This is a genomic window from Bradyrhizobium sp. USDA 10063 (assembly GCF_054063735.1).
Genome location: NZ_JBSSGP010000002.1, coordinates 4,379,631 through 4,396,586, shown reverse-complemented (window position 1 = coordinate 4,396,586; position 16,956 = coordinate 4,379,631). Strand labels below are relative to the sequence as shown.

The 16,956-nt window shown below is 65.0% G+C and carries 13 protein-coding genes and 1 tRNA gene; 7 read left to right on the top strand and 7 right to left on the bottom strand.

Features of this window, described 5'->3' with window-relative positions:
• The first annotated feature begins 84 nt into the window (after positions 1–84).
• Positions 85–792, top strand: coding sequence for a CoA transferase subunit A (locus tag ACVJGD_RS22845; protein ID WP_456636429.1), 708 nt, complete (start codon positions 85–87; stop codon positions 790–792).
• Positions 793–810: 18 nt separating this feature from the next.
• Positions 811–1,461, top strand: coding sequence for a CoA transferase subunit B (locus ACVJGD_RS22840; protein ID WP_456636428.1), 651 nt, complete (start codon positions 811–813; stop codon positions 1,459–1,461).
• A 969-nt stretch (positions 1,462–2,430) separates the two neighbouring features.
• Here ACVJGD_RS22840 and ACVJGD_RS22835 read toward each other — a convergent pair.
• The 5 genes from ACVJGD_RS22835 to ACVJGD_RS22815 form a co-directional block, all read right to left on the bottom strand.
• Positions 2,431–4,029 (bottom strand): ABC transporter permease, encoded by a 1,599-nt coding sequence (locus ACVJGD_RS22835; protein WP_456640339.1) that lies wholly within the window; start codon positions 4,027–4,029, stop codon positions 2,431–2,433.
• Between the two features lie 301 nt (positions 4,030–4,330).
• The gene (locus ACVJGD_RS22830) at positions 4,331–5,359 is read right to left on the bottom strand and encodes a Fe(3+) ABC transporter substrate-binding protein (RefSeq protein ID WP_456636427.1); all 1,029 of its coding nucleotides are present in this window, start codon (positions 5,357–5,359) and stop codon (positions 4,331–4,333) included.
• A 114-nt stretch (positions 5,360–5,473) separates the two neighbouring features.
• Complete coding sequence (locus ACVJGD_RS22825) at positions 5,474–6,841, bottom strand: MFS transporter (protein ID WP_456636426.1); 1,368 nt, start codon at positions 6,839–6,841, stop codon at positions 5,474–5,476.
• 132 nt (positions 6,842–6,973) lie between these two features.
• On the bottom strand, positions 6,974–8,503 hold the full coding sequence (locus ACVJGD_RS22820; protein WP_456636425.1) for an aldehyde dehydrogenase: 1,530 nt from the start codon (positions 8,501–8,503) through the stop codon (positions 6,974–6,976).
• A gap of 2 nt (positions 8,504–8,505) precedes the next feature.
• The gene (locus ACVJGD_RS22815) at positions 8,506–9,168 is read right to left on the bottom strand and encodes a GntR family transcriptional regulator (RefSeq protein WP_456640338.1); all 663 of its coding nucleotides are present in this window, start codon (positions 9,166–9,168) and stop codon (positions 8,506–8,508) included.
• Between the two features lie 142 nt (positions 9,169–9,310).
• Here ACVJGD_RS22815 and ACVJGD_RS22810 point away from each other — a divergent pair, with 142 nt between their 5' ends.
• Together ACVJGD_RS22810 and ACVJGD_RS22805 are read left to right on the top strand one after the other, a co-directional pair.
• Positions 9,311–10,102 (top strand): alpha/beta fold hydrolase, encoded by a 792-nt coding sequence (locus ACVJGD_RS22810; protein ID WP_456636424.1) that lies wholly within the window; start codon positions 9,311–9,313, stop codon positions 10,100–10,102.
• Positions 10,103–10,206: 104 nt separating this feature from the next.
• On the top strand, positions 10,207–10,692 hold the full coding sequence (locus ACVJGD_RS22805) for a cyclic nucleotide-binding domain-containing protein (RefSeq protein WP_456636423.1): 486 nt from the start codon (positions 10,207–10,209) through the stop codon (positions 10,690–10,692).
• Here ACVJGD_RS22805 and ACVJGD_RS22800 read toward each other — a convergent pair.
• Both ACVJGD_RS22800 and ACVJGD_RS22795 read right to left on the bottom strand, forming a co-directional pair.
• Positions 10,631–11,455 carry a metallophosphoesterase family protein gene (locus tag ACVJGD_RS22800; protein WP_456636422.1) on the bottom strand — a complete coding sequence of 275 codons (825 nt, stop codon included), beginning with the start codon at positions 11,453–11,455 and terminating at the stop codon, positions 10,631–10,633. The two genes, ACVJGD_RS22805 and ACVJGD_RS22800, sit on opposite strands and share 62 nt — an antisense overlap.
• A gap of 297 nt (positions 11,456–11,752) precedes the next feature.
• Complete coding sequence (locus tag ACVJGD_RS22795) at positions 11,753–15,139, bottom strand: PAS domain-containing protein (protein WP_456636421.1); 3,387 nt, start codon at positions 15,137–15,139, stop codon at positions 11,753–11,755.
• Positions 15,140–15,488: 349 nt separating this feature from the next.
• Here ACVJGD_RS22795 and ACVJGD_RS22790 point away from each other — a divergent pair, with 349 nt between their 5' ends.
• The 3 genes from ACVJGD_RS22790 to ACVJGD_RS22780 all read left to right on the top strand — a co-directional run bounded on the left by ACVJGD_RS22790 (position 15,489) and on the right by ACVJGD_RS22780 (position 16,892).
• Positions 15,489–15,872, top strand: a complete 384-nt coding sequence (locus ACVJGD_RS22790; RefSeq protein WP_456636420.1) for a phasin family protein — start codon at positions 15,489–15,491, stop codon at positions 15,870–15,872.
• 246 nt (positions 15,873–16,118) lie between these two features.
• Entirely contained in the window at positions 16,119–16,553 is a 435-nt protein-coding gene (locus tag ACVJGD_RS22785; RefSeq protein WP_456636419.1) for a phasin, read from the top strand.
• A gap of 262 nt (positions 16,554–16,815) precedes the next feature.
• Positions 16,816–16,892: transfer RNA gene (locus ACVJGD_RS22780), tRNA-His, on the top strand.
• The last annotated feature ends 64 nt before the right edge of the window (positions 16,893–16,956 follow it).

The window sequence follows — 16,956 nt, the reverse complement described above, 5'->3', positions numbered from 1 at the left end:
CGTCATTGACGCGTTGCGAAGATTTCGCCTAATAATCCCAATCAATTCCGGCCGCCGCGCCTTTCCTCCATCAGGTCCTCTTTCATGAACAAGGTCTATCCCGACGCCAAATCGGCACTCGACGGCATCCTTAAGGACGGCATGATGATCATGTCGGGCGGCTTCGGCCTCTGCGGCATCGCCGAAACCCTCTCCGATGCAATCAGGGATTCCGGGGTCAAGGACCTGACGGTGGTCTCCAATAATGCCGGCGTCGACGGTATCGGGTTGAGCCGTCTCCTGGAGACGCGGCAGATCAAGAAGATGATTTCTTCCTATGTCGGCGAGAACAAGCTGTTCGCCCAGCAATATCTCGCCGGCGAGCTCGAGCTCGAATTCAATCCGCAGGGCACGCTGGCCGAGCGCATCCGCGCCGGCGGCGCCGGGATCCCGGCCTTCTACACCAAGACCGGTGTCGGCACGTTGATCGCCGAGGGCAAGGAAGTGAAGGAATTCGACGGCGAGAAATACATCATGGAGCGCGGCCTGTTCGCCGATCTCGCCATCGTCCACGCCTGGAAGGGCGACACCGCCGGGAACCTGATCTATCGCAAGACCGCGCGCAACTTTAACCCGATGATGGCGACTGCCGCGAAGATCACGGTGGCCGAGGTCGAGCACCTGGTTCCGGCCGGCGAGCTCGATCCGGACCACATCCATACGCCCGGCATCTTCGTGAAGCGCATCGTCGAGGTCGGCACCGGCAAGAAGCGCATCGAGTTCCGCAACACTCGCCCGCGCCCCGCAGCCTAAATCTAGCAGGAGAGTCCCATGGCCTGGACCCGTGAACAAATGGCGGCGCGTGCCGCGAAAGAGCTGCGCGACGGCTATTACGTCAACCTCGGCATCGGCATTCCGACGCTGGTTTCCAACTACATCCCTGATGGCATCGACGTCAGCCTGCAGAGCGAGAACGGCATGCTCGGCATGGGGCCGTTCCCCTACGAGGGCGAGGAAGACGCTGATCTCATCAATGCCGGCAAGCAGACGGTCAGCGAATTGCCATCGACCAGCTATTTCTCCAGCGCCGATTCCTTCGGCATGGTGCGTGGCGGTCATATCGACCTCTCGATCCTCGGCGCGATGCAGGTGGCGCAGAACGGCGATCTCGCCAACTGGATGATCCCCGGCAAGATGGTGAAGGGCATGGGCGGCGCCATGGACCTCGTCGCCGGCGTCAAGCGCGTCGTCGTGGTGATGGAGCATTCCGCCAAGGACGGACCGAAGCTGCTCAAGACATGCTCGCTGCCGCTGACCGGCGAGCGCGTGGTCGACATGGTCGTCACCGACCTTGCCGTGTTCACCATCGACAAGCACGGCAAGGACGGCATGGCGCTGATCGAACTCGCCGACGGCGTCACGCTGGACGAGGTCAAGTCCAAGACCGAGGCCGAGTTTCGGGTCGCGCTGAAGAACACGTGATGGTCCTGTGGGGTGGGCAAGGGCGCGCAGCGCCGTGCCCACCGTCCAATGCACGTTCGCTGTTAGACCCTCATCCTGAGGAGCGCGGAACGCGCGTCTCGAAGGATGAGGCCCCGTCGGTGGCCTCGCCCTTCGAGACGACCGCTGCGCGGTCTCCTCAGGGTGAGGGGATAGATCGGAGTCTGCCGTCCTCTCCACGTCATTGTCTCTGATTTAAGTTTCAAACAACTCTCTGCTGTCATCGTCCGCCGGACGATCCAGCATTCCAGAGGCATCTCAGTTTAAGTTGAGAAGCTGTGGGTTACTGGATGCCCGCCTTCGCGGGCATGACGGTGGAGTATGGCGAGGGGATGTGAGCTCGCATTCTCGCGGCGCGTTGCGTCCGAGGTTTGCGTCTCGTCTCACCCTCATTGAACAGAGGGCGCAGGGAAAGCCGGGTGCCGGTTGCACCCGTGGGCCCCGTGCAACAAAAAGCACGGGGGTAGGACCACAGGTCAACCGAAGCAACTCCGGCTTTCCCTGCGCGATGGTTTACGGCTTACTTCGTGCTCTTCCCGGTGACCGGGCTTTCTTGCCACCGTCATCTCTCACGCGAACCTGTTCGCGCAAAAAACTTAGCGCCAGCGTCGGGGCGCCAGAACCACACGACTTCGCCGTCCGCACTGCGCGCTCTCGTCAGTCGCACGCATCGCGTCCACCGCATCCCACCGCAACGTTCGTGACGATCGCGAGCCGCCCCTCATTTGGGTGAGACGCGCGGAGTCATAGTGCTGATTTGCCCGACGACGGAAGCGGAATATTTTTCGCGCGAGGGCTGGACAGACTTTTGCTGATTTGCCCGTCGGGTCGTTATGTCGCAACCAAACTAGCTACATCGTCATTGCGAGCGGAGCGAAGCAATCCATAGCGCCGCAAGCGGAGGCATGGATTGCTTCGTCGCTTCGCTCCTCGCAATGACGAGAATGGCTGTTACGCCGGACCGTTCGGCACGTCGGAGAATCTCGTCAGCCACGCCACGGGACCGATGCTGGCGGCGATGATGAGCAGCGCTGCGAGTGCCCCTTCCTCGAAACTGCCGCGGCTGGCGAACTGGTAGATCGAGGTCGAGAGAGTCTCGACGTTCAAAGGCCGCAGCAGGAGCGTTGCAGGAAGCTCCTTCAGGCAATCGACGAAGACGATGATGGCGGCGCCGAACAGTGCGGGCTTCAGGAGCGGCAGATGGATCCAGCGCAGGATCGTTGCCTGGCCGGCGCCGACGGCGCGGGCGCTCTCGTCATAGTCGCGTGGGATCTGTTCGAAGCCGGCCTTGATCAGGCCGGTCGGCACCGCGAGGAAGCGGATCGCGTAGGCCATCACCACGGCTGACCCCGAGCCCATCAGGATCAACCCCGGCAGTGATCGTCCGGTCCATGTGGCGAGCGCGTTCAGCCCGTTGTCGACGGCGAGCACCGGCGCGAGCAGGCCAAGCGCGATCACGAGGCCGGGCAGCGCGTAGCCGGCCTGCGAGATGTTCATCGCGATATGCTGCAACGGACTTGGCCGCCAGCGATGGGCGATGATGGTGGAGAGCCCGAGCAGCAGCGCCAGCAGCGTGGCCAGGCTTGCAAACGTGACCGAATGGAACGCGTGGCGCCAGAGAGACGGATCGAAGTTGGCGAGCAGCCCGCGCTTGACACTTTGGTGCAGCAGATAGAGCAGGGGCACGACAAAGCCGATCAGCACCGGCAGCAGGCATGCCGCGAACACCGACCAGGCTCTTGCGCCGACCAGCGGTGTTCGCGGCATCAGCCGCGGGCTTTCGGCGGCGAGTTCGGCATTGGTATTGCGGCGGCCGTAGCGCTCCATGACCACCAGACCGGCGACGATCGCGAGCATCAGACAGGCGAGCTGCGAAGCCCCGGCGAGGCTGCCGCGGTTGAGCCAGGTCGTGAAGATCGAGACCGTCAGCGTGCGGATGCCGAGATATTCGCTGGCGCCGATATCGTTCAGCGTCTCCAGCGACACCAGCGCCACGCCGACCGCCAGCGCCGGCCGGGCCATCGGCAGCGACACGCGCCAGAAGATGGTCCATTTGCCGGCGCCCAGCGTTTTCGCGGCTTCGGCGAATTCGGCGGTCTGAAACTGGAACATCGCCCGCGCCGACAGATAGACGTAGGGGTAGAGCACCAGTCCGATCACGACGATCGCGCCGGGCAGCGAGCGGAGATTGGGCAGCCAGCCCACGGCGTCACGGAGCGGCAGCCAGATCGCGAGCGTGCGATGGACGAGGCCGAGCGGCTCGAACAGATCCGCATAGACGTAAGCAGCGAGATAGGTCGGGACCGCCAGCGGCAGCGGCATCAGCCACAGCAGCATGCCGCGGCCGCGGAAATCATGGCGCGATATCAGCCACGCGGTGCCGGCCCCGAGCAGGAGCGTCAGTGCGCCGACGCCGGCGAGCAGGAGCGCGGTGTCGAGCATCGCCGCCGGCAGCACGTAATTGATGAGGTCGTGCCACACGTCCGGCGCCGGCTGCATCGCAAGCGACACGATCGAGATGACGGGAGCGGCCACGAGCGCAGCCGTCATCACCGCGATCGCCGCGGCGATCCGCCCGGCGTAGACGCGCCGCTTCGTGCTTGGTCGGGACGATTGGCTTGACCGGCTGTTCACCTTCACCTCTCCCGCTTGCGGGAGAGGTCGGCGCGCAGCGCCGGGTGAGGGCCCTCTCCACACTAAGAGTCCCGCCGTGGAGAGAGCCCTCACCCCAACCCTCTCCCGCAAGCGGGAGAGGGAGAATCGGCACTTCACGTTCGCCAACCTCGCCGCGGAGCGGCCCTTAGAGTCACCTCTCCCGCTTGCAGGCGAAGGAGGGGGCGAAGCGGAGAGATCAGTTGTCAAAGCCGACCTTGTCGACCAGCGTTGCCGCCGCCTTGCGGTTGGCGGCGATCTTCGAGATCGGCAGGCTGTCCGCATTCAGCTTGCCGTAGCCGGCGATGGTGGGATTGACGGCGACGCCGGCACGAACCGGATATTCATAGTTCTGGTCGGCATACAATTGCTGCGCCTGTTCGCCGGCAAGCCATTCGATCAGCTTCACGGCGTTGGCCTTGTTGGGCGCATGCTTGGCCAAGAGCACGCCGGAAAGATTGACGTGGGTGCCACCGCCCTCGAAGGTCGGCAGGATGACGCGGGTCGCCTCCGCCCACGGCTTCTTGTCGGGATCGTTGTTCATCATCAGCGCCCAGTAATAGGTGTTGCCGATGCCGATGTCGCATTTGCCAGCGGCGACGTCGCGCGCGGCTTCGCGGTCGCCACCCGACGGCTTCTGCGCCAGATTGGCCTTGACGCCGCGCAGCCATTCCTCGGCCTTGGCCTCGCCGTACTTGGCCGTGTAGGCCGCGAACAGCGCGTTGTTGTAGATGTGCTGGCCGGAGCGGATGCAGATCTTGCCCTTCCACTTGGGGTCGGCGAGTTCTTCGTAGGTGATCTTGTCCTGCTTGACGCGGTCCTTGGAGGCATAGATCACGCGTGCGCGCATGGAGATGCCGGCCCAATGCCCGTCCGGATCGCGATATTGCGCCGGGACGATCTTCTCGATCACATCAGACTTGATCGGCTGGGTCACGCCGGCCTGCACGGCTTCATCGATGCGGCCGATATCGACCGTCAAGAGCACGTCGGCCGGGCTGTTGGCGCCCTCCGCCTTGATGCGCTGCTCCAATCCCGAACTCGCCGAGACGACATTGACCTTGATGCCGGTGTCCTTGGTGAAGGCATCGAACAGCGGCTGGATCAGCTTGGTCTCGCGATAGGTGTAAACGTTGACTTCGCCATTGTCGGCCGATGCGGTCGAGATGGCGGGTAAGGTGACGCACAGCATTGCCGCTGACGCGGTGAGGGCGCGAAAATTGATCATGAGGCTGCTCCGGCAGGATGTCACGCGGTACCAGAGTGCCTAGCGCAGGAGGGGCCAGGATGTCCGCGACCCGATGTCGCGAACACCACGATTTAGAGTGATTCCAGCCTTCTCTCACGTCACCTGTTTCACCAGGGCCGGAGCCGTCTCGTCCTTCTTCAACTCCTCGAGGCTGCGATGCCGCGGCTCGATGCCAAGTCCCCACACCGTGATGATCTGCACCACGAGCAGCCCGATCATCAGCGCCATCACGCCGGCGACGCCGCGGGCCTCGAACAGCGTCACCACCAGGAAGGGGGTGACGATGGTGGCGCCGCGGCCAAGCGTGTTGACAATGCCGGAGGCACGCAGGCGCACTTCGGTGGGGAACAGTTCGGGGATGTAGATGCCGAACAGGAGGGCCACCAGCACGTAGATCGGAACGGTGAGCGCAAAGCCCACGGCGGGCAGCAGGAAGGGGTCCGAGATCATCGGATAGACGATCCCGAGCACGACCGAGATCAGCGACGCGCCGATGATGGTCGGCTTGCGGCCCCAGCGGTCCGCGGTCAACGCGCCGATGGCCGAGCCGATCGGCGCGCCCAGCGCCATCAGCAGCGAGTAGCCGAAGGACGTCGCGATCGACAGCCCCTGCTTGATGAAGAACACCGGCAGCCAGGTCACGAAGCCGTAGAGCAGGGTGTTGATGGTGATCAGGCAGACCGCGCCCACGATCATGCGCGACAACAGCGGCGGCGTGAACAGCGTGCCAAGGTCGGGCGAGGCAGGCACCGTCGCGGCAGCCGCCGGCTGAGGCAGCGGCTGGCCCTGCGCGGCCTCCTTCTCGATCGCCTGCATCAGGGCTTCCGCCTCCGCGGTGCGGCCGACGGCTTCGAGCCAGCGTGGCGATTCCGGCAGCGATTTGCGCAAATACCAGACGATCAGCGCGCCGACGCCGCCGAGCACGAACATCGCGCGCCAGCCGAAAATCGGCACCACGACGGAGGCGACCAGCAGGGCGGCCGGCAGGCCCGTCACCACGCAGACCGCGGTGAAGCCGAGCCACTTGCCGCGCGTGCGGGCCGGCACGAATTCGGTCATCGTCGAATAGCCGACGACATTTTCGGCCCCGAGGCCGACGCCCATGAAGAAGCGGCAGGCGATCAGGAACGTCATGTTCGGCGCGAACGCCGCCGCGAGCGAGGCGATACCGAAAAGCAGCAAATTGAACTGGTAGGTGAAGCGGCGGCCGTAGCGGTCACCGAGAAAGCCGGTGCCGAACGATCCGAGCATCATGCCGACGAAGGTCGCCGAGATGAATGCGGCGTTTTCCGCCAGCGTGGAAAATCCGGTCTTCAAGGTGACGCCGAGGACGGTGCCGGCGATGTAGATATCAAATCCGTCGAAGAACATTCCGATGCCGATCAGCAGCATGATCCGGCGGTGGAATGGGCCGATCGGCAGCCGATCGAGACGGCTGCCTGCGTTGACCGATGACGACATATACGCTCTCTCCCCTACTGTTATCTTTGTTGACGCGGCCGCCTTCTCTGTGGGCGATGAGCCGCGGACTCTATTTTTGGAGCATGATCTTTTCCGAAAACCGGGTAGCCACTTTTCGGGATCATGCTCGTACTAGTTCAGTCGCCGCTGGTTCGCCGTGTCGCGGTACCAGTCGAACGGCTGGTCGTGGGTGGCGACCATCACGCTCTTGGTGTTGAAATGATCGTCGAAACTTTCGGTGCCGCATTCGCGGCCGATGCCGGAATCATCGACGCCGCCCCAGGGCGAGGCCGGGTCGAGGCGGTGATGGTCGTTGATCCAGACGATGCCGGCCTTCACGGCGGCGGCCACGCGATGCGCGCGGGCGACGTCGCGGGTGCGGATCGCGGCCGCGAGGCCAAACGGGGAATCATTGGCGAGGCGCAGCGCGTCCGCCTCGTCCTTGAACGGCGTCACCGAGGTGAAGGGACCGAACACCTCCTCCTGGAAGATGCGCATGTCCGACCTGACGTCGGCGAACACGGTCGGCTCGACGAAATAGCCGTTCTCGTGGCCGGGCACCTTCGCCGCGACGCCGCCGGTGACGAGCCGCGCGCCGTCCTCATGGCCATAGCGCGAATAGGTCAGCACGCGGTCGCGCTGCCGCGCCGAGATCACGGGGCCGAGCTGGGTTGCCGGATCGAAGGGATCGCCGATGCGGATCGTACGGGTCTTGGCCTGCAGCTTCTCGACGAACTCGTCATAGATGGAGGCCTGCACCAGATGGCGCGAGGCGCAGACGCAGGTCTGGCCGGCGCCGATGAAGGCGCCGAAGGCGGCATAGTTGACGGCGCGGTCGACATCGAAATCGTCGAACACCATCACCGGCGTCTTGCCGCCGAGCTCCATGGTCTGGTGCGCAAACACCCTTGCCGCGGCGCTGCCGGCGATGCGGCCGGCTTCGGTGCCGCCGGTCAGCACCAATTTGTTGATGTCGGGATGCTCCGCCAGCATCTTGCCGGCGCTCTGGCCGAGACCGAGCACGATGTTGAAGACGCCGGGCGGCAGGCCGGCCTCGGTGAAGATCTGCGCCAGCTTCAACGTCGTCAGCGGCGTGTATTCCGACGGCTTGACCACGGTTACGCATCCGGTCGCCAGCACCACCGACAGCGACTTGCACAGGATCATCAGCGGATGGTTGAACGGCGTGCAGTTGGCGACGACGCCGGTCGGCGTGCGCAGCGTGTAATTGAGGTACGAGCCCTCGACCGGGATCACGGAGTCGCGGCGCGACAGCGCAAGGCCTGCAAAGAAGCGGAAGAAGTCCGGCAGCCGTGAAAGCTGTGCGCGGGTCTCGTTGACCGGGCGGCCGTTGTTGAGGGTTTCGAGTCGATACAGCGCGTCGAGATTGGCCTCGAAGGCATCCGCCAGGCGGTTGATCAGCTTCGCCCGCGAGCGCGTGTCCATGCCACCCCATGCCTTGCCCTCGAAGGCGGCGCGGGCGCTCTTCATGGCGCGGTCGATATCTTCAGCGGTCGAGTTCGGAATGCGGGCGATGACGTCGCCGGTTGCGGGATTGCGGACGTCGAGCATCTCGCCGCTGCCGGCCTCGATCTCGCGGCCGTCGACGAAGTTGCCGTGAATCTCGACGTCGATCGACGCCGGCTTGGATGAAATGTTCATGGCTACCTCTCTTCGACGATGACGGCGTTGCGCTTGAGCGCCGGCAGCACGCGCTTTTCGGTCTGGACGATGTGGGCCTTGATGATGCGGGCGGCGGTGCGCGCCTCGCGCCGCTGCATCGCCTCGATCAGGGCGGCATGCTCGGCGACCAGCCGGGTCGGATCATGGTTCTTCACATTGGCGACGCTGACGCGCACCAGACGATCGGCCTGTCCGATCAGGTCGCACAGCGCGGCCGCCATCCGGCGGTTGCCGGAGGCATGCGCCAGCGCGGAATGGAAGGCGCGGTTGTAGGCGATGAAGTCTTCGTGGCTGCCGGAGAATTCGCGGAACTGGTCCAGCGCCTTCAGCGTGGCGTCGGACGCGCTTTCGATCGCCTCCGCCACGCAGGCCGGCTCCAGCGCCAGGCGGAAGCGCAAGAGGTCGCGCGCATCCGACAACGAGATCGGATTGACCCGGTAGCCCTGGCGCGGCTGCACCGTGACCAGATGCTCGCGCTCGAGCCGCAAGAGCGCCTCCCGGACCGGCTGGCGGCTGACCGCATAGCGCTCGGCCAGATCCTGCTCGCGCATATCATGACCAGGCGCCAGATGACATGATAAAATATCAGAACGCAGGCGTTCGTAGATATTGTCGCGTAGAAGGGTAGATTTCGGCTCGCTCATGAGGATAATGTTGCCATTGTGAAATATCACGTCAAGTCCAAAAGGCTTGAAATATATGAAATCTGATTTATCCATCGAGGCGAAAATGGCGTCCGGGGAGGGCGCCGGCATCGCGACACGCGGCTTTAGAAAGAGAGCGGGAATGGAACGGCTTCTTGCTGGCGGCACCGTCAACGCAGCGCAGGCGGGCGACGGGCCGCCGCTGTTCCTGTTCCACTCGCTGTTGTCGGACCGCGCGAGCTTCGATGCGATCGTGCCTGACTTGTCGAAGTCGTTTCGCGTGATCGTGCCGGAATTGCCGGGCTTCGGCCGCTCGCACGCGGTTGCCGGCGGCCTCGCCGCAGTGGCCGACCGCATGGCGGAAGCGGTGCGGGATGCCGCCGGCGGTGAGGCAGCCATCGTGCTCGGCAATGGCTATGGCGGCTTCGTCGCGCTGCAGATGGCGATCCGCCATCCCGCGATCGCAAGCCGGCTCATCCTTGCCGATTGTGGTGCCGCGTTTTCGGAGCCCGGGCGCGAGGCGTTCCGCACCATGGCCGCCGTCTCAGGGGAAAAGGGGTTAGCTGCCATCACCGATGTCGCGATGCGCCGATTGTTTGCGCCGGATTTCCAGGCGCAGCATCCGGAGCTGATGCGGGATCGCCGCGAGGCCTTCCTGCGCACCGATCCGGACGTCTTCCGCGCTGCCTGCGAGGCGCTGGCCAGTCTCGATCTTCGTCCGCAGCTTCAAGGCGTGAAGCTGCCGGCGCTGGTGCTGGTCGGCGAACACGACGAGGCGACGCCGCCGCCAATGTCGCATGAGCTGGCGGCTGGACTGCCGGACGCACGGCTCAAGGTCATCCCGGGTTGCGCGCATGTCCCGCAACTGCAGGCGCCAAAGGTCTTCCTCGATGCGATCGGCGATTTCCTGCCGGCCGTCAGTTCGGCGATCTAGGCAAAGACCGCGTGCCGCCAATTTGGGCAGCGCGCCCAGCTAATGCGATTCCCCTTCGCGCGCTCCGCGCCTAGTCTTTGTCTCCGGCGGAGGTGGCCATTCGGATGCGCGCGATGCTGGACTATTGCGGTGGAGGCGTTCAGCGGCAGGTGCCGGCCGGCACGCTCATCATCCATGAGGGCGGCAAGACCGGGCATCTGTTCGTGCTGATCGAAGGGCGGCTGGAAGTGATCAAGGGCGATGCCGTGGTCGCGGTGCTCTCCGAGCCCGGCGCCGTGCTTGGCGAGATGAGCGTGCTGCTCGATCAGTCGCACACGGCGACCGTGCGCGCCGCGTCCGACTCGCTGGTCTACGAATTCGACGATGCGGCAGCCTTCCTGCGTGAGCAGCCGGAGGTGGCGCTCTTGCTGGCCCGGCTCTTGGCGCAACGGCTCAACGTCGCCACCACCTATCTCGCCGACCTCATGTACCAATATGCCGACCATGGCACGCACCTCTCGATGGTCGGCGAGATCCTGCAGAGCATGATCAACTTGCCGCCGATGCAGGTCGCGCCAGGATCGGATCGGCAATCAGACCCAAGGATGTGAGCCAGGCCGGCGGCTTCTCGATCCGCGCGGCCGGCTGCAGCGACGCCTTGAGATCGATGGTCTGCTCCGCGCCCGGCGCCAGCCAGAATGCGGTGCCTTCGTCGATATCGAGCACGATGTAAGTCGGCGGCCGGCCGGGCATGCGGCCGGTGTTGAACACCCAGGTCGCACCCAGCCGGTCGAACCACGAGCCATCAGGGATGAACGGCGACTGGTGCACGTGGCCTGATATCACCATCGACGGCTGGTGACGCTCGATCCATTGCACCAGCTCGACGTCGCCGAAGAAGCGCTTGCCGCCCCAGCTCGTCGGCGAGTTCGCGGGCGGAGCGTGATGCACCCAGATCCATCGCCCCGGCCGGTTGACGGCGGCGTCGCGAAGCTGTGCGTCGAGCCGCTGCTTCACGAGCGGGCCGTCCCACCATGGGCACACCGTGAACAGTGTGTCGCCGATGGCGAGGTTGTCGCCGTCGCTGGCGATGCCGAGCTCCCTGACGTCGCCGACCCAGCGCGCGATCTTCTCGCCGTCCGGATTGCGTTCGTCGAGATCGTGATTGCCGGAGCAGAGGATGACGCGGGTGCGCGCTGCGAGCAGCGAAAGATATTTCTTCACCACCACGATCTGGGCGCGGAAATCGACGATCGATGCGATGTCGAGCGCATCGCCGGCGAAGATCACCAGGTCGAATTGCGGCGCGGCCGCGAGCAGCCAGTCGAATTGCGGCAATGAATAATGCAGATCGGCGACGACCAGGCAGCGCATGGGACCTCGATCTCGATCCGATGAGGTTAAATCAAATTGCTCAGGAAATGGGCGCATCGAGCGCCGATGCATTCAAGTCCGGGAAAATCGAGCAAAATATGTGCCGCGCCGCCGCGGCTGGACGCGACACATGCCCGCAGCGAAGCTCGTTTCAACCTCTCCCGCTTGCGGGGGAGGTCGGCGCGCCAGCGCCGGGTGGGGGCTCTCTCCACACACAAGAACAGTGGGATTCGCGGAGACACCCCCACCCCGGCCCTCCCCCGCAAGCGGGAGAGGGAGAGGAGAGGGAGAAGAGACTCACGCCCGCGCGGCGGCGTGGGGAAAGGCGACCTCGATCAACGTGCCGGAGCGGCCGCCGGTCTTGATGTGGAATTTGGCGCGGTTGGCCTCGACCAGCGCCTTCGTCAGCGACAGGCTGACGGCGGAGCTTTCGGAGGTCTGGTCCGATGGCGCCGTCGTGCGGAATGGCTGCAGCGCGGCGGCGACCTCGTTGTCGTTGAGGCTTTGCCCGGTGTCGCGGACGCGCAGCATCACCTCGCCGAAATCGGACAACGCGGTCGAGACGATGACCTGGCCGCCGGCATTGGCGAGGTGGATCGAGTTGCCGATCAGATTGAGCGTGATCTGGCGCAGCGCGCGCGCATCCGCCAGCACCGGCGGCAGCATATGCGCAAGCGAGGTGCGGATGATGATGCGCTCGCGGTTGGCCTGCGGCTGCATCACCGCGACGCAGCTTTCGACCATCTCGTTCAGGTTCTGGTCGGTGAGCGCGAGGTCGAGCTTGCCGGTCTCGATCCGCGACAGGTCGAGCAGATCGTTGATGATCGCCAGCACGTGCTCGCCGGAGGCGCGGATGTCCTTCATGTATTCGAGATAGCGCTCGTTGCCGAGCGTGCCGAAACGCTCGCCGATCATCACTTCGGCAAAGCCGATGATGGCGTTCAGCGGCGTGCGCACTTCGTGGCTGATCCGCGCCAGCATGTCGGCCTTCGCGGTTGCCGCGCGCTCGGCGAGGCGCCTCGCCTCGCGCAACTCGCCCTCGCTGTTCTTGGCCTGCGACAAATCGCGGAACACCGCAAAGAAGTTCGGCCCTTCGGCGCGGGTGCGGCCCATCGTGATCGACAGCGGCACGAGGCCGCCCTGGCGCACGCGCCCGAGCGCCTCGCGGCCGTGATCGAGCAGGCTGGCGACGCCTTCGCCCTTGATGCTCTCGAGATAGTCGAGCACGACGCGCTGGCTTTCGGGCGCGAAGAGATCGGCGAGGTTGCGCTGCACGAGCTCGTCGCCGTCATAGCCGAACAGTGCTTCGGCGCTGCGGTTGCAGGAATTGATGTTGCCTTCGGCATCGAACATCACGATGCCCTCGGCCGCGGTGTCGAGGATGGCGCCGAGCTCTTCGGCATCGGCCAGTCCGGCTCCCGCAGGTACGTCAGGTGGAAGCGCTTCCGCGATCGCCGCCGCGACGGCCGCGCCCTCGTCGCGCCGCTCGGAGAAGATCAAGGCGAGCGCGGAATCGCCGTCCCAGGAGATCGTGTGGAGATGCGCCTCTGCGCTCGGGTGGCTGACCGTACTGTCCGGCGGGGCTGCCGCGATCCTCACCGGCGTGCCCGTGTCGGAGGTGCTGCTCGCGGACGGGACGCCGGGCTCGACATAGAGCGCATCCAGTCCGCCGGCATCCTCCAGCGCGCGGATGCTCCCATATCCCAACCGCTGCAGGAAGGCGGGGTTGGCATAGAGCAGGCGATCGAGCCGGTAGATCAGGACGCCGACCGGCATCAGGTCGAGCAGCGCGCGGTCGCGCCTGGCTTCGCCGCGCGGCGGCGGCTCGGGCTCGCTCAGCCATTCCGGCGCGACAGTCGCCGGCGCGACAGTCGCCGGTACGGCAGTCGCGGGCTGCTCCGCGCTCAGCGCCTCGAAGGCGGGGTCGTGCGTATCCGCAGGCGGCGGTGGCGCTTCTGCGACCGCCTCTTCTCCAGTGCCGGATGGCGTCGGCGCTGCGGCGATCTGGCTTTCCAGCCGTGCCGATAGTTGCCGCGCCAGTTCGTTGAAGGCGTTGTTCTCGACCGGCGTCAGCGACGGCGGCTTGGCCTCGCCAGGCGGACGGAATGGCAGCACGTTGCCGGGCGCCTCGATCGGCGGTTCCGTTGACATGTCCTTGCGCGTATCCAAAGTCGTTTCCAAATCGGTCTGTTGTGAAGTCTCGGACGCTTTCGGCTCGGGCACTTCCGCCTCGGTTGCAGATGCCGTGGCGGGCTCTGTCGGCGGCGCTGCGCCGAAGACCTCGGGGCGCGGCGCCTCCTGCACTTCCAATCGCTCAGGCTCGGCCGGAATTGTGTCGGCGGACAGGGGCTGCGCCGGCGGTCCACCGAAAAATTCGTAGCGGCGCAGCGCCTCCAGCCGCGCCAGGGCGTCGAAATCGCGGCAGACGCCAAAGCCGCGATAGCCGACGAAATTGCGCGCGCCGTCGAAGATCGGCAGGCCTGACAATTCGACCGGCAGCCGGCCGCCGCCGTCGACCGGCCAGTTCAGCACGATGCCGCTCCAGGTGTCCTGGGTGGCAAAGGCTTTCATCACCCGGCCTTCGGGATCGAGGGTGAACTTCTCGGCGATGTCGCTCCACATCCGGCCGAAGCCGGCCGCCGCCTGCACGCCGATCAGCCGGGTGAACTCATCCGAGCCGAGCGAGAAGCGGCCTTCGCGGTCCATCTGCCACATGAAACGCAGCGGATAGCGGCGCACATTCGGGAGCGGCTCGTCATGCCATGACGGTGTTTTCCCGGACGCGTCGGCCGGCGCGCGTTCATCCGGCGTCGTGTAGGACAAAGGCGTTGCGACCGGCGCTGGCGGTTCGTCGGCGATCGGCTCGATGAAGGGCGAGGGCTCGGCTTCCTCAGGTCCTGGATCCAGCGCGTCGAACAGCGCGAATTCGGCGGGCGCTTCCCCCGACAGAGCGGGCTGCTCGTAAAACGGCTGCTTGGCGGCCAGGGCGGTGGCGGATTCCGGCGGGGAAGGCGCGGCCTGATTCGCTGCGGCCGGGGGCACGATCAGCGCGATGAGGCCGACATCGGCGCCGCTGCCGACGCGCTGCAGCACCATGTGGCCGATAATGACGGAGGTTTCGACCCGGCCGTGCCGGAGCGCGTCATCGCGCGCCGCATCAAGGCCGGCCTCGGTGAGATTGCGGAAGCCGAGCAGCGCCCGCGCGGCGTCGCTGGCCCCGACGAACATGCCGTCGCGCGTGAACGCCGCCATCGGCATCTCGGCGCCCCGGACCAGGCGGGAGAGCCGCTCGAGCAGCGGCATCGTGCGGCCGATCGTGCCGCTGGCGGCGGCGATCAAGACCGCGTGCCGGCCGTCGGGGAATTCGAGCCGCGAGCAGGCGCAGGTTGCGAGCACGCCCAGTGCGGCGCCAAAGCCACGCAGCCGCTCCAGCCGGACCGCGCCGTTTTGCGGCAGGCGGCCGGCGAGCTGCGCGATCTGCCGCCGATGCCGGTCGGCCGGTCCGAAAACCTTTTTGGACAGCGCAGCGCCATTCTCGGCACCGAACAATTGCGCGCCGACCGGATTGGCCCACAGCACCCGCTTGCCGTCGATCGACCACAGCCATGTGGGCAGGGGGCTCGTCGCATGCACGGCCAGCCTGGGATCGCCGAGGCCCTGCAACTGGAATTCCGCACTATTCATCGCGACCACTTGACCGCACGGTTTCGCTTCTCGCTCGCCGATGGCTGAAAGAAATCGGCGGCCAAACGATGACAGCCTTAACAGACCGTTAGTATCGCAAGTGCGACGCGGCAGGTCCACGGCCTCGCCAAAGTACCCACGATCCAATGCCGCGATAACGTTAACTTGGCCGAACGATCAAGCCCGCTTTCGCGTTGTACCTTGCAAGCCGCCGTCAGAGGTCCACGATGGCACGAAGTCTTACGTCATCCGGGCGCGGTCTTTTGACGGTAGGCTGATGCGACCGGGAGGAACAAGGGGCCGGAAAGGGCCTTGGTAAAGGACCTTGGCAAAGGACAAGGAGTGGACCATGAGCAACAATGCGCGGGACCGTTTCGAGATTCCGAAGGACGTGCGATCGATGGCGGAGGCGAGCTTCGAGCAGGCCCGCAGGACCTTCGAGAAGTTTCTGGCCAGCGCGCAGGAGACCGCCGGGTCGCTGGAGGAGCGCGGCGCCACCGTTCGCGCCGGCGCCAAGGACATTTCGAGCAAAGCGTTCACCTACGCCGAGAACAACGTCAAGGCGTCGCTGGACTATGCGGAGTCCCTCGTGAAGGCCAAGGACGTCAGCGAAGTGATGAGGCTGCACAGCGAATATGTGCAGGGCCAGATGCGGGCGCTGGCGCAGCAGGCGAGCGAAATGGGCCAGATCGTCAGCCGCGCCGCGATGGATGCGATCAAGCCGAAATCCTGAGGTTTGGCGCAGCGGTTCACCGCGGGTCGGAAACCTGAGCTGACGGATATGGCATCGCATCGATTTAACGTTGCGTTGCACAAAATTGACATGATAAAGAGGTTTACTTGTCCTGCCCAGGGACAGGGCATTCCGTGAACTAGGAACTAGGCAGCGTGATCCAATTCGACCGTTCTCGGTCTTTGCGGGCCGGCGACGTTCGCGATGGGGTCACCGGACTTTACCCCGTTGCGAAGGATGCATGCGATGACCAGTTCGACTGATCCATTTTCTGCTTCGATCATCCCGTTCGAAGTTCCCGAGCAGATGCGCGCGTTCGCCGAAAAGGGCGTTTCGCAGGCGCGCGACAACTACGCCAAGTTCAAGGACGCCGCCGAGGCTCATAACGGCACCATCGAGGCGGTGTTCACCACGGCCAGCAAGGGCGCGAGCGAATATACCGCCAAGGTGATGGAGTTCGTGAAGGCGAACACCACCTCGGCGCTCGATTTCGCCCAGGAACTGCTCGGGGCCAAGACGCCCTCCGAGGCGCTGGAACTGTGGACCGCGCAGACCCGCAAGACCTTCGAAACCCTCGGCGCCCAGGCCAAGGAGCTGACCGAGCTCAGCCAGAGGGTCGCGAGCGAGACCGCCGAGCCGATCAAGGCCAGCGCCTCGAAATATTACAAGCCCGCTGCCTGATCGAGGCAAAATCACTGACAAGGCCCGGGCACCCGAGCCCGGGCCTTTCGTTTTGGACGGAGTTTTGGATTTCCCGGGTGCAGGAAAGTACCGCGTTCGGCCTTGCCAAAGCGGAGCGTTGCACCTAGTTTCCGGCCCATTCGCGAGGCCCCTTTTTGCGGCCTCGGGAGCATGATCCGGAAAAGTGGAAGCCGCTTTTCCGAAAGATCATGCTCAAGCAAAGAGACGAGGCCATGATCCGCGTCGGATCATGGTCGGGGATGCAGTTGTAGCTCAGTTGGTTAGAGCGCCTGTCTGTGGAACAGGAGGTCGGTGGTTCGAGCCCACCCAACTGTACCACCATAGCTTCACCAGTATCCGCCCCAGGTAAGAGCGAGTCGTCTAGACTCAATAAAACCGGGCT

Coding starts and splice junctions, on each gene's coding strand:
- ACVJGD_RS22845 (WP_456636429.1), top strand. CDS start 85: ATGAACAAGGTCTATCCCGACGCCAAATCGGCACTCGACGGCATCCTT.
- ACVJGD_RS22840 (WP_456636428.1), top strand. CDS start 811: ATGGCCTGGACCCGTGAACAAATGGCGGCGCGTGCCGCGAAAGAGCTG.
- ACVJGD_RS22835 (WP_456640339.1), bottom strand. CDS start 4,029: ATGACGGCTGCGCTCGTGGCCGCTCCCGTCATCTCGATCGTGTCGCTT.
- ACVJGD_RS22830 (WP_456636427.1), bottom strand. CDS start 5,359: ATGATCAATTTTCGCGCCCTCACCGCGTCAGCGGCAATGCTGTGCGTC.
- ACVJGD_RS22825 (WP_456636426.1), bottom strand. CDS start 6,841: ATGTCGTCATCGGTCAACGCAGGCAGCCGTCTCGATCGGCTGCCGATC.
- ACVJGD_RS22820 (WP_456636425.1), bottom strand. CDS start 8,503: ATGAACATTTCATCCAAGCCGGCGTCGATCGACGTCGAGATTCACGGC.
- ACVJGD_RS22815 (WP_456640338.1), bottom strand. CDS start 9,168: ATGAGCGAGCCGAAATCTACCCTTCTACGCGACAATATCTACGAACGC.
- ACVJGD_RS22810 (WP_456636424.1), top strand. CDS start 9,311: ATGGAACGGCTTCTTGCTGGCGGCACCGTCAACGCAGCGCAGGCGGGC.
- ACVJGD_RS22805 (WP_456636423.1), top strand. CDS start 10,207: ATGCGCGCGATGCTGGACTATTGCGGTGGAGGCGTTCAGCGGCAGGTG.
- ACVJGD_RS22800 (WP_456636422.1), bottom strand. CDS start 11,455: ATGCGCTGCCTGGTCGTCGCCGATCTGCATTATTCATTGCCGCAATTC.
- ACVJGD_RS22795 (WP_456636421.1), bottom strand. CDS start 15,139: ATGAATAGTGCGGAATTCCAGTTGCAGGGCCTCGGCGATCCCAGGCTG.
- ACVJGD_RS22790 (WP_456636420.1), top strand. CDS start 15,489: ATGAGCAACAATGCGCGGGACCGTTTCGAGATTCCGAAGGACGTGCGA.
- ACVJGD_RS22785 (WP_456636419.1), top strand. CDS start 16,119: ATGACCAGTTCGACTGATCCATTTTCTGCTTCGATCATCCCGTTCGAA.